The organism is Arsukibacterium sp., from assembly GCF_033722355.1.
In the GTDB taxonomy this organism is placed as follows: Bacteria; Pseudomonadota; Gammaproteobacteria; order Enterobacterales; family Alteromonadaceae; genus Alishewanella.
Genome location: NZ_JAWVZF010000002.1, coordinates 48306 through 59888 on the forward strand (window position 1 = coordinate 48306; position 11583 = coordinate 59888).

General features: G+C 50.9%; 12 protein-coding genes. 8 read left to right on the forward strand and 4 right to left on the reverse strand.

The annotated features are described in order from the left end of the window. The first annotated feature begins 7 nt into the window (after positions 1–7). On the forward strand, positions 8–1159 hold the full coding sequence (gene rnd / locus R3177_RS00540; RefSeq protein ID WP_318969088.1) for a ribonuclease D: 1152 nt from the start codon (positions 8–10) through the stop codon (positions 1157–1159). A gap of 137 nt (positions 1160–1296) precedes the next feature. Next, positions 1297–2685 (forward strand): DUF4397 domain-containing protein, encoded by a 1389-nt coding sequence (locus R3177_RS00545; RefSeq protein ID WP_318969089.1) that lies wholly within the window; start codon positions 1297–1299, stop codon positions 2683–2685. Positions 2686–2789: 104 nt separating this feature from the next. On the opposite strand, the gene R3177_RS00550 is transcribed toward R3177_RS00545, so the two are convergent. From R3177_RS00550 to minC, 4 genes are all read right to left on the reverse strand, one after another. Beyond that, positions 2790–3767 (reverse strand): MDR family oxidoreductase, encoded by a 978-nt coding sequence (locus tag R3177_RS00550; protein ID WP_318969090.1) that lies wholly within the window; start codon positions 3765–3767, stop codon positions 2790–2792. A gap of 239 nt (positions 3768–4006) precedes the next feature. Continuing rightward, positions 4007–4267, reverse strand: a complete 261-nt coding sequence (gene minE / locus R3177_RS00555; protein WP_318969091.1) for a cell division topological specificity factor MinE — start codon at positions 4265–4267, stop codon at positions 4007–4009. A 3-nt stretch (positions 4268–4270) separates the two neighbouring features. Beyond that, positions 4271–5080, reverse strand: coding sequence for a septum site-determining protein MinD (gene minD / locus R3177_RS00560; RefSeq protein WP_318969092.1), 810 nt, complete (start codon positions 5078–5080; stop codon positions 4271–4273). A gap of 11 nt (positions 5081–5091) precedes the next feature. Then, a complete protein-coding gene (gene minC / locus R3177_RS00565) occupies positions 5092–5826 on the reverse strand; it encodes a septum site-determining protein MinC (RefSeq protein ID WP_318969099.1) in 735 nt (244 codons plus the stop codon). Between the two features lie 142 nt (positions 5827–5968). Between minC and R3177_RS00570 the strand changes: the two genes are divergently transcribed. From R3177_RS00570 to smc, 6 genes are all read left to right on the forward strand, one after another. Continuing rightward, positions 5969–6250, forward strand: a complete 282-nt coding sequence (locus R3177_RS00570) for a YcgL domain-containing protein (RefSeq protein WP_318969093.1) — start codon at positions 5969–5971, stop codon at positions 6248–6250. A 1-nt stretch (position 6251) separates the two neighbouring features. Then, positions 6252–7334: a lytic murein transglycosylase gene (locus tag R3177_RS00575; RefSeq protein WP_318969094.1), complete on the forward strand. Its 1083-nt coding sequence runs from the start codon at positions 6252–6254 to the stop codon at positions 7332–7334. A gap of 3 nt (positions 7335–7337) precedes the next feature. Next, positions 7338–8000 (forward strand): fumarylacetoacetate hydrolase family protein, encoded by a 663-nt coding sequence (locus R3177_RS00580; RefSeq protein ID WP_318969095.1) that lies wholly within the window; start codon positions 7338–7340, stop codon positions 7998–8000. 2 nt (positions 8001–8002) lie between these two features. Continuing rightward, positions 8003–8497: a YcgN family cysteine cluster protein gene (locus R3177_RS00585; protein ID WP_318969096.1), complete on the forward strand. Its 495-nt coding sequence runs from the start codon at positions 8003–8005 to the stop codon at positions 8495–8497. Between the two features lie 26 nt (positions 8498–8523). Continuing rightward, complete coding sequence (locus R3177_RS00590) at positions 8524–9132, forward strand: mechanosensitive ion channel domain-containing protein (protein WP_318969100.1); 609 nt, start codon at positions 8524–8526, stop codon at positions 9130–9132. A gap of 76 nt (positions 9133–9208) precedes the next feature. After that, a partial coding sequence (smc, locus tag R3177_RS00595; RefSeq protein WP_318969097.1) for a chromosome segregation protein SMC occupies positions 9209–11583 on the forward strand: 2375 nt, incomplete at its 3' end.

Below are 11583 nucleotides of genomic sequence, written 5' to 3' on the forward strand. Positions count from 1 at the left end.
AGTTTTGATGAGTTATTTGCTAACCGATAATCTTAGTCTGGCTCAGTATTGTCAGCATGCAGCCAGTCAGCCGGTACTGGCTGTTGATTCTGAATTTATCCGCCAGAGTACGTTATATCCCAAGTTGGGGCTGATCCAGTTGTTTGACGGTAAACAGCTGGCCCTGATTGACCCGCTTGCCATTACTGACTGGCAGCCGCTGGCACAGTTGTTTGCCGATGAAACCATTGTCAAAACCCTGCATTCCTGCACCGAAGATCTGGAAGCACTGGCAACGATTGGGATTACCCATATTCAACCGCTATTTGATACCCAGCTGGCAGCAGAGTTGTTAGGCTGGGGCAGCAGTATCGGCTATGCCAGGCTGGTCGAACAGGCAACCGGTCAGGTATTAGATAAAAGCGAGTCACGAACTGACTGGCTGGCCCGGCCGCTGGCGGCAAAGCAGTTAGAATACGCTGCCAATGACGTGACGTATTTACTGCCCCTGTATCAGCATCTAATGGCACAGTTTACTAATCCGGCACACCTGCCGTTGTTGCTTGCCGAAGGGCAGCAACTTCAACAGCGAAGAGCAAATCCGCTGCCTGCCCGCTTTAAGTATCTTGAAATGAAAAACAGTAGCCAGTTACGTAGCCGTGAGTTGGCGGTATTACGGGAATTAGTTGCCTGGCGGCTGGAATATGCGGCAAGCCGTGACTTGGCGCTTGGCCTGGTTATTAAAGATTTTCAGTTGCTGGAACTGGCAAAACGCAAACCCGGTTCTGTCGAGAGTTTATTAAATATCCCCGGGTTGGCCAGCCGCGATTTGCGTCGTCATGCCAAAACACTGATCGATTTAATTGAGCTGGCAAAACAGTTGCCACAAGAAAATTGTCCGCAAGCCTTTTACTATCCCGAACATTTTCCGGGTGAAAAAGCTGTGCTGGCTGAACTGACTCAGGCAGTAAAAGACACTGCTGCTGAAACAGCCATTCCTGCTGCTTTTATCTCAATCCGACGGCAGATGCATGAGTATTTTAACTGGTGCTGGCGGGTAACCGATGAAGAACGGGTATTGCTGCCGATACCTGAATATCTAACCGGTTGGCGCCAGCAACTGTTGCTGCCCCGCTTACCCAGGCCGGCTCAGGTAAGCGATATCATAAATGATCTGTAAATAACGTTGTTATTAATAAATCAGATCAATAGAAAATTTTGGTTAATTATGGCGAAAATCTGCATTAAAAAAATATGATCCCTTTTTGTTTGCTGCGGCGTAACTGTTGCGCACCTATTAACAAAAGGGTAATAACCATGAAAGGAATACTAAAATTTGCCGTACCGGCTGTTTTAACTTTATCACTTGCAGGTTGTTTTGACAGCGATACAGATTTACCAACACCGACCCCACCGCCACCTCCGCCGCCGGTGGTTGACGCTACATTACGGGTGGTGCATGCATCTTTTGATGCCCCTGCGGTCAATGTCAGTGTGAACGGTAATGTGGTTATTGAAAATCTGGCCTATGGTAGAAGTTCCGGGAGTTTCAGCTTACCGCCAGCAAATTATGCTGTGGCCGTTGACGCCATATTACCGGGTGACGGTAACACCGCTACCGTGATTAACGTGCCCGAGCTTGCTCTTGCCGAAGCAACCAATTATAAGGTGTTTGCTGTTGGTCTGGTTGCAGATGAAACGCTGGCCCCCCTGGTTGTCAGCTCTGATATTGCGGATTTAGCTGCCGGTAATGTCAGACTTCAGGTAGTACATGCTGCCTCTGCGGCACCTGCCGTCGACATTCATGTCACGGCGCCGGATGAAGCGCTTGGCGCTCCGCTTGATACACTGGCATTCACCGAATTTACCCAGGCGGTTGATGTACCTGCCGGGAATTACAGGGTAAGGATTACGTTGCCGGGTACTGATACTGTGGTGTTTGACAGCAATACCCTGGAGCTGACAGCTGGTACCGATTTAGTGGTTGCTGCCATCAACAGCGAATATTCAGGCGCATCGCCGGTATCGCTTATTGCAGTAACCCCAGAGGGTGAGGTCATACCTGTGCTGGATGACGGTGCAACCTCGTCGCTGCGGGTGGTGCACAATGTGTCAGACGCACCGGCGGTTGATGTCGTGGTAAATGATAACTTCGCTGAACCACTGGTATCAGACTTAGCTTTCCCTGACTTTACCGGTTATGTTACTCCGGCGCCGGGTGATTACAACGTCAAAGTCGCCGTTGCCAACACGCAAACCGCAGTGATTGATGCCGATGTCACACTGGATCCAGGCGTTTTTTATACGGTGCTGGCCGTGGGGTCCCTCAGTGACGCTGATGAATTTGCCATTGAGTCATTAGTTCTGATGGACAACACCCGCACTGTCGCAACCGAAGCCCGGGTGAGGATCATTCATGGTTCTACGTTAGCGGGGAATGTTGATATCTATGTCACTGCTGATGGCGACATCAGTAATGTTATGCCGGCATTTAGCAACGTGCCATTTAAAGCTGAAACCGGTTATGTGCCGCTGGCTGCCGGTGAGTATTTTGTTACTGTGACCCCAACCGGGACTAAAACGGCTGCCATTGAGACCGGTGCCCTAACGCTTCAAGCCAATAAAATATACACGGCTGTTGCCCGTGACGGTGCCGGCTTAATGGGCGTAGGTCTAACGGTAATGGATGGGTTTGTTCCCGAGTAACTTATAAAGACAAGCGCCACTTTAACGGTTCTGTTAAGTAGCGATCAAAATGCCCGCTTAATGCGGGCGTTTTTGTTAGTTGTGATAATAGCTGGTGGTTAATATCAGACTTTTACGATAACCCGGCCCTGTATTTTGCCAGCTAATAATGCCCGGGCTGTTTCTATTACCTGATCTAACGAAATAACCTGGCTTATCGCGTCAAAATCGCTCTGGTTAAGAAGTTCCGCTAAATGCTGCCATGCCTGCACCCGATCAGCTAAGGGCCGCATTACGCTATCAATGCCATATAAGGTTACCCCTCGCAAAATAAAGGGCGCTACTGATGAGGGGAAATCCATGCCCTGAGCCAGACCACAAGCGGCAACGGCACCACCATAGCGGGTGCTGGCGCAGGCATTGGCCAGGGTGTGGCTGCCAACACAATCCACCACCGCAGCCCAGCGTTCTTTTTGTAATGGTTTTCCCGGTTCGCTCAACTGGCTGCGCGGTATAATGTCCGCTGCCCCTAGTTTTTTCAGATAGTCGCTCTCGTCCGGGCGCCCGGTGGATGCAACGACCTGATAACCGAGTTTGGCTAATATCCGCACCGCGAAACTGCCGACACCGCCATTCGCACCGGTTACCAGCACTTCGCCTTGTTTGGGTGTGATGCCATGCCGTTGCAAAGCCAGCACACACAACATGGCGGTGTAGCCAGCCGTGCCGATGGCCATTGCGTTTTCAGGGCTTATCGACTCTGGCAGCGTAATCAGCCAACTGCTGTCCAGGCGGGCTTTTTGGGCCAGGCCCCCCCAATGTCCTTCGCCAACACCAAAACCATTTAGCAGCACCTTATCGCCTGGTGCAAATCTGGCCGACTCTGAATGGCTGACTTCACCTACCAGATCAATGCCTGGCACCATTGGAAAACGCCGAACTACCGGTGCTTTTCCGGTGATGGCCAGCGCATCTTTATAGTTGATAGTACTGGCCAGTATATTCACTGTTACATCTGCGGCCGGTAGCTGCTGTTCATCAACCTGACTTAACGTCGCATGATAACCCTGATCGTCTTTATTAATTAAAATGGCCTTAAACATCGTGGTCTCTCCGTTATGGCATGCTGTTTCGTTAGGTCCCGGCTTATCAGTTGAATGCGTTGGTTAGCTCAGCCCGGTTAGTCTAAAGTAGGTCAGGTTTATGCCGCTGGCAAGGGAGAAGGGGAAAGCCGCCGGCCGAAAAGCCACATGCCAGGGCGGGGTGATAAAGCAGCTGTAAAGCCCACATATAAAAAAAGCCCGCATCAGGCGGGCTTTTGGCAGCTTAAAGGCAAACGCGATTAGCGCTTGTCTTCAGGGAACGTCACGTTAAGCTCCAGCACCGAGATCTGATCGCCACGCTGCTCTAAGGACACCGCAATCTGGTCGGCCGGAATATCAACATATTTGCGGATAACCTCCAGAATATCGCGCTCTAACTGCGGCAGATAATCGGGGCCGTTGCGCCGTTTGCGTTCATGCGCCACAATGATTTGCAGCCGCTCTTTCGCGGTGCTGGCGGTGTTTTTCTTATTTGAGCGAAAATAGTCCAGTAATGACATCAGTTAACCTCCGAAAATCCTTTTAATAAAGCCCTTTTTCTCCACGTTCAGAAAACGGAACGGCACTTGTTCGCCTAATAAGCGCTTTATCGTATCCAGATAAGCCTGACCGGCGTCACTCTCTTTATCGAGAATAACCGGCTGACCTGAGTTAGAGGCATTAAGCACTGCCTGTGATTCCGGAATGACCCCAACCAGCTCAATGGCCAGAATCTCTTTTACATCTTCGACGCTGAGCATTTCGCCTTTCTCAACCCGCTCCGGGTTATAACGGGTGAGCAGCAAATGTTCTTTAATCCCCTCGAGCCCTTGTTCGGCGCGGCGAGATTTGCTGGATAACATGCCAAGAATGCGATCAGAATCGCGTACAGATGACACTTCAGGGTTGGTGACCACTACCGCTTCGTCGGCAAAATACAATGCCATCATGGCCCCGGACTCAATACCCGCCGGCGAGTCGCAAATAATAAAGTCGAATTCCTTGGCCAGCTCGTTTAATACGCGTTCAACACCGTCTTTGGTCAGCGCATCTTTATCCCGGGTTTGGGAAGCAGGCAAAATAAACAGATTATCAGTACGTTTGTCTTTAATCAGGGTTTGTTTTAAATTTGCTTCGCCATTGATCACATTAACAAAGTCATATACTACCCGGCGTTCGCAACCCATAATTAAGTCGAGGTTGCGCAGGCCGATATCAAAATCGACAATAACCGTTTTATGGCCGGCCAGCGCCAAGCCGGTGCCAATAGCAGCACTGGATGTGGTTTTGCCAACACCGCCTTTACCCGATGTAACCACAATAATTTTTGCCATAGTGACTATCCTTACACTAATTCAGTGATGAGTAAGCTATCGTCCTGCATCTTAATGCAGGCCGATTTGCCCCAGAATTTGCCCTGCAAACTGTCACTAAGCCAGTAATTACCAGCGATAGAGACCAGTTCAGCCTGCAGGTTATAACAATAAATACGCTTGCTGGTATCGCCACTGGCACCGGCGATAGCCTTACCTCTTAGCGACCCGTAAATATGAATATTGCCATCGGCAATCACTTCTGCACCGGCACCCACAGCACCTTTTACGATTAAATCGGTGCCTTTGGCATAAATCTGCTGACCAGAGCGGACGGTTTGTTCGACGACTTTGCTGTCCATGGTTACCGTTACCGCCGCAGGGGCAGTATCTGCCGCTGTAGCTGTAACCGCACTTGCGGCGGTTGCCTGGGTAGCTGCCGGCTCTCTGGTTTTTGTACCTGCCTTGCCAGCTTGTAATACCGCCAGACCCGCGGCATGGGCCGCAGCTTTCTGCTCAGCATTCGCCGCTGTTACGCCCACCAACACCAACTTCAGTTCAGTAAACAGGCTTTTTAACGCGGTAAAGTCGGGAGTATCACTTGCATCGCTAAGATTGAGGACAATGGGAGCCTGCAGAAAAAAGGCAGGGGCTTGCGCCAGTTTGGCGCTTAATAATTTTTGCAGGGTTGCCACGCTTAAATCAGCACAGTGCAACACTGACATAGGGAATAAACTCCCCTTCAGTTCTAACGAATTATCAGACATAAAACTATTGGCGCACGCGTTATTTTTGTCACTGCGATAAGCAGTATTATTTATGCCACTGACGCTTGGGCCAGTGCGCATTACCTGTGCTTCATGTTATAGTTTCGCCCTCGGTTAGGCAAGGTAGCGAAGACATTTATTGATGTTATGTGTTGTATATAAAAGCCCGCGTAAAGAGGGCACGTATTTATATGTGGAACGGCGCGATGATTTCAGCGCGGTCCCGGCTGCTTTGCAGAAGACCTTTGGTCAGCCCCAGTTGGTGACGGTAATTAATCTGGCACAGCGGGAACAATTAGCTCAGCTGGATATTCAGAAGTTACGGACTGCGCTCAGTGAACAGGGGTTTTATCTGCAGCTGCCACCTCCACCCGAAAATCTGCTGGCCCAGCATAAAGCCAGTATCCAGACAGAAAAAGGTTAATATGAAATTAAAATTAGCGCTAAAAAATATTGGGGTACCAGCGCTGCTGGCAACCGGCTTACTGACGCCTGTGGTCGCCGTTGCGGCCACCAGTCAGACCGGCAATACACCTGATGTTACGGCTCAGACACAACCTGAAAAGCCAAGTTTTGAGCAGTATACAGCGTTACTGCGTCAGGAAGCTGAGCAGAAAGGTTATGACAAAACGTTGCTGGATCAGGTATTCAGTTCATTAACGTTCCACGAGCGGGTAGTAAAGGCGGATCAGAGTCAGCCAGAGTTTGTTGAAACACTCAGTACCTATTTACCGAAGCGGGTCAGTGATATCCGGATCAGCATGGCGCGCGGTTTCTACCAGCAATATCTGCCAGAGCTGGAAAAAATTGGTGAAAAATATGGCGTGCAACCGCGCTTTATTGTCGCATTATGGGGCCTTGAGAGTAGCTTTGGTCGCTTTATGGGTACCTATTCGATTCCGTCAGCCTTAGCTACACTGGCCTATGATGGCCGACGTGAGAGTTTTTTCCGGCAGGAGTTTTTTAATGCGCTGGATATTCTGGCCCAGGGGCATATCAGTTTTGAAAATATGAAAGGGTCCTGGGCCGGGGCCATGGGCCAGAGCCAGTTTATGCCAAGCTCGTTTTTAGCCTATGCTCAGGATGGTGACGGCGATGGTAAGAAAGATATCTGGACTAATCAGCTCGATGTCTTTGCCTCTATTGCTAACTACCTGAAGCAGCAGGACTGGAACAATAATATTACCTGGGGCCGGGAAGTGGTATTGCCTGATGGCTTTGATACTGGTCTGGCGATTCAGCGCGGCAGCCTGGCGCGTGCTGCCTGGTTAGGGCGCTGGAATCAGTCTGCCCGCAGCCTGGCAGAATGGAATGCGTTAGGTGTGCGCCGGTTAAATGGAGAAGCGTTGCCCAATCGCGACTTGCAGGCAGCGCTTATTCTGCCTGATGGCGACGGAGGCCGGGCTTTTTTAGGCTACGATAACTATAAAAGTCTGATGCACTGGAACCGTTCTTATTATTTTGTGACCAGTGTTGGTTATCTGGCCGACCTGATTATAGCTGAGTAAAGTATGAATTATTCGCATCAGCAGCGTGATAGCAGCACGATATCGCTACCGGTAGGAAAAGTGGTCTGTATTGGCCAGAACTATCAGGACCATATCGCCGAAATGCAAAGCAAAACAGCGGCTGAACCGTTATTTTTTATTAAACCGGCCACGGCGCTGTGCCCGCTGGCACCGGCCTTTGCTATCCCAGCCGGGCGCGGCGCGGTGCACAATGAGCTGGAAATTGCCGTATTAATTGGTAAGTCGCTGACCCAGGCGTTGCCCGAGCAGGTGGCCGAAGCGATTTGGGGTTACAGTCTGGCGCTCGATTTAACCCTGCGGGATGTGCAGGCTAACCTGAAACAGCTTGGCAGGCCCTGGGAGATTGCCAAAGGGTTTGATGGGGCCTGCCCGGTAGCCGGGTTTGTACCCGCCGCCGATATTGCCCATCCGCAGCAACTGGACTTCAGTTTAACAGTTAACGGCAGTCGGCGGCAGCAAGGTAACAGCGCAAATATGATTCGCGGGATCAGTCAGTTAATCAGTGAAATGTCGCATCATTTTACTTTGCTGGCAGGTGATATCGTGCTGACAGGCACGCCGGCAGGTGTCGGGCCGTTACACAAAGGTGACGAGCTGCAACTGCAGCTGGCCGATTATTTTACTGTCACGACCAGGGTAAGCTGAGCATGGCATTAGCAGAGCGTTACTGGGAAACCAAAACCCTTGATGAGATGAACACCGAGGAGTGGGAGGCATTGTGCGATGGCTGTGCAAAATGCTGTCTGAATAAATTTATTGATGATGATGAGGCGCAGGGGCCTACCGCTGTCCTGCATGCCGATGAGCAGGTGCATTACACTAATATCGCTTGTCGTTATCTGAACAGCCATAAGTGTGAGTGCACTCAGTACAGCCAGCGCAGCGTGCTGGTACCCGACTGCATTGCACTGACCAAAGCTAATTTAAAAGATATTTTCTTTATGCCGACCAGTTGCAGTTACCGCCGCTTACACGAGGGGCGCGGTTTACCCGGCTGGCATCCGCTGCTAAATGGTGGCAAGAAAAGTCTGATGCACAAAAAGCAAATGTCGGTACGCAATAAAACCCTCTGCGAAACTCACGTCGATATGGACAACTTTGAAGACTATATTGTGCGCTGGCCCCTGAACGATTTAGATTAACCTGAAGAGATCTTATTTTGTCGACTATGCAACAAGCCCAGCAACTGCTGCAACAGATCAACCCGGTCATGGTGCAGCTGTTTTTTTCGCTGGCAAGCGTCATTGTTTATTTTGTTATTATTGGCCGGGTTATGCCGTTGCTGTATCAGGTTATTGCCAGCAGTAAGCTTAAAGCTGAAATGAATAAGCGGGCAGCGGCGGTATTTCATCTGGTGCTGGTATTACTGCTGATAGTGGTGCTCAGTATTATCTGGGGACTGGATATCCGCGGATTACTGGTACTGGCGTCATCGATGATAGCCGTTATTGGGGTTGCCTTGTTTGCGGCCTGGAGCCTGCTTAGCAACATTACCGCATTTTTTATTTTGCTGGGGCAGAAAGCCTTTGCAGAAGGGACTGAAGTGCGGGTTATTGACGGCAGTAATTATCTGGAAGGCCGGATTGCAGAAATCAATATGTTCAGTACAGTATTGCGCACCAAAGATAACGAGCAGGTCATTTATCCCAACAGCCTGCTTATTTCCAGGCCGGTGGTCGTGATGCCAAAGAAAATCCGCAAGACAGTTAAGATTACTGCGGCAGAAAAAGCCCAGCGCTGGCGGCGGAAGATAGCAGGCAGTCAGCAGCCAGACTGATTTTCTCGTGACAGCAGAATAGGCTGCTGTTACATTCGAGCTGACGCAATAATAACACTATAACCATGTTGCCCTGATGCGCTTAAAACACATTAAATTGGCCGGCTTTAAGTCTTTTGTTGACCCGACCCAGGTTCCTTTTCCTGAGCAAATGACCGCCGTGGTCGGCCCGAACGGCTGCGGTAAATCCAACGTCATCGACGCAGTACGCTGGGTTCTGGGTGAAAGCTCGGCCAAGAATCTGCGCGGCGATGCAATGACCGACGTGATTTTTAATGGTTCGGGTCAGCGAAAACCGGTATCGCAGGCGTCGGTTGAGTTAGTTTTCGAGAATACCGAAGGCCGGCTTAGCGGCAATATGGCTGATCGGAGTGAGATCTCGATTAAGCGTCTGGTCACCCGCGAAGCCCAGTCAACTTATTTCTTAAATGGCAGCAAATGCCGCCGGCGCGATATTACCGACATTTTTCTGGGGACGGGCCTTGGACCCCGCAGCTACGCCATTATTGAGCAAGGCATGATCTCACGCCTGATAGAGTCTAAACCTCAGGAGCTCAGGGTATTTATTGAAGAGGCCGCCGGTATCTCCAAATACAAAGAGCGGCGGCGTGAAACAGAAAACCGGATTAAACATACCAGGGAAAACCTTGACCGGTTGGCCGATGTGCGTGAAGAGCTGGCGAAAAATATCGACAAATTAAAACGCCAGGCAGCTATTGCTCAGCGCTATAAAGAGTTAAAAGCACAGGAGCGCAAGCTAAAAGCTGAATTGACCACATTAAAATGGTTACGGTTTAATAATCAGTTAACTGCGCTGGAGCAACAACTCAGCAGCCAGGAAACAGAGCTGGAAAAATATCAGGCAGGTATGCAGGGCGAGCAGCGAATACTGCTTGAACTAAAAGAGCAAACCAGTGATGCAAGACAGCAAGCCGAAATGCAGCAAAGCCGCTTCTATCAGCTTGGGAATGCTATCAGCCGGCTGGAGCAGCAAATACTGCATCAGCGCCAGCAACAGCAGATGCTCAGCAGCCAGTTGCAGCAAAAACAACAGACGCTGGCTGACAGCGAGCAGTTTATTGCCGCAGAGCAACAACAACTTGATGACTTAATAAACCTGCAACAGCAACACAGCCCTGAATTAGCGCTATGCGAGGCACAACTGGCTGAGCATGAACAGCAGTTACAGCTGGCACAGGATGAGCTGGCCAGCCAGCAGCAGCTTTGGCAACAGTGGCAGCAACAGCACTTTAACCTGCGCCAGCAACAGCAACAGGCGCAGCTTCAGTGGCAAAGTACCGGTAGTCAGAAAGCACAGTATCACACTCAGTTATCACAGCGGCAGCAGCAGTTACACCAGCTGCAGCAGCAACAGCCGACAGAGCATGCCAATACGCTGGCAGCAAAACAGCAACAACTGACTGATCAAAGCAATAACGTGATGCAAACTGTCGAACAGGCCAGGCAACGGCTGGATCAGACGACAGAACACAATGCCGCCATCAGCCAGCAATTGGCGGCGCTTGGTACCCGGCAGCAGATTTTAAGCCAGGAGCAACAGCGGCTAAATGCACTGATAGCCCGTCAGCAACAACACCAGCAGGCATTACTGGCACAATTAACGGTGCAAGCCGGTTGGGCCGGCGCAGTTACCACTGCGCTGGGCGCATTGCAGCATGCAGTGGTAGATGAGGAGGCTGCAGCTGACAACCTGTGTTATGTCAAAGCAACAAGCCAGCAAGCTTTGCCTGGCACTCTGGCAAGCGTAATAACGCAGGGTTGCTATCCGGATTATTTTCAGACGATTTTGCTGGCCACTGATCTGGCGGCAGCCCGCAACCTCGCCGTTAATCTGTCAGCCGGACAATCTGTCATCACTGCGGACGGCCATTGGCTGGGAAAAAACTGGGGGCAGAGCAGCAGTGCTGACAGCACTGATTCCAACCTGCTGCGTCGTGAGCGGTTAACCGCGATTGCTGACGAGTTGGCCGCAGTGGCCGCAGAACAGGCCTTGTTAGCGGAACAGGCGACTGAGGCCCGGCAGGCTAATGTTGACGCCGCTCAGGTATTGGCGCAGCATCAGCGTTTACTGGCCGATTTGCACCAGCAGCTGCAGAAACTTGATACTGAACAGCAACTGCGGGCTCAGGCTGCCGAGCTGGCCCGGCAGCAACAATTACAGCTGGCAGCAGAATGCGAGCAACTGAGCAGCCGGCTCAGTGAACTGGAGATTGAACAGGCGCTGCTTGATGAGCGGCGCCAGCAGGCTGAATTCAGTCTGGCTGAACATGCCGGGGCCGAGCAATCACTGCAACAGGCACAACAACAGGCACAGCAGCTGTTACAACAGAACTCCCAGCGTTACGAGCAGCAAAAAGAACAGTGCCGGCAATTGCAAACCCAGTTAACCCTGGCCGAACGCCAGCAGCAAAGTCTGACGCAGAACCTGGA

Bases quoted from the DNA above. Each gene is read 5' to 3' on its own strand.
- rnd (WP_318969088.1), top strand. From the start codon at position 8: ATGAGTTATTTGCTAACCGATAATCTTAGTCTGGCTCAGTATTGTCAG.
- R3177_RS00545 (WP_318969089.1), top strand. From the start codon at position 1,297: ATGAAAGGAATACTAAAATTTGCCGTACCGGCTGTTTTAACTTTATCA.
- R3177_RS00550 (WP_318969090.1), bottom strand. From the start codon at position 3,767: ATGTTTAAGGCCATTTTAATTAATAAAGACGATCAGGGTTATCATGCG.
- minE (WP_318969091.1), bottom strand. From the start codon at position 4,267: ATGTCATTACTGGACTATTTTCGCTCAAATAAGAAAAACACCGCCAGC.
- minD (WP_318969092.1), bottom strand. From the start codon at position 5,080: ATGGCAAAAATTATTGTGGTTACATCGGGTAAAGGCGGTGTTGGCAAA.
- minC (WP_318969099.1), bottom strand. From the start codon at position 5,826: ATGTCTGATAATTCGTTAGAACTGAAGGGGAGTTTATTCCCTATGTCA.
- R3177_RS00570 (WP_318969093.1), top strand. From the start codon at position 5,969: ATGTTATGTGTTGTATATAAAAGCCCGCGTAAAGAGGGCACGTATTTA.
- R3177_RS00575 (WP_318969094.1), top strand. From the start codon at position 6,252: ATGAAATTAAAATTAGCGCTAAAAAATATTGGGGTACCAGCGCTGCTG.
- R3177_RS00580 (WP_318969095.1), top strand. From the start codon at position 7,338: ATGAATTATTCGCATCAGCAGCGTGATAGCAGCACGATATCGCTACCG.
- R3177_RS00585 (WP_318969096.1), top strand. From the start codon at position 8,003: ATGGCATTAGCAGAGCGTTACTGGGAAACCAAAACCCTTGATGAGATG.
- R3177_RS00590 (WP_318969100.1), top strand. From the start codon at position 8,524: ATGCAACAAGCCCAGCAACTGCTGCAACAGATCAACCCGGTCATGGTG.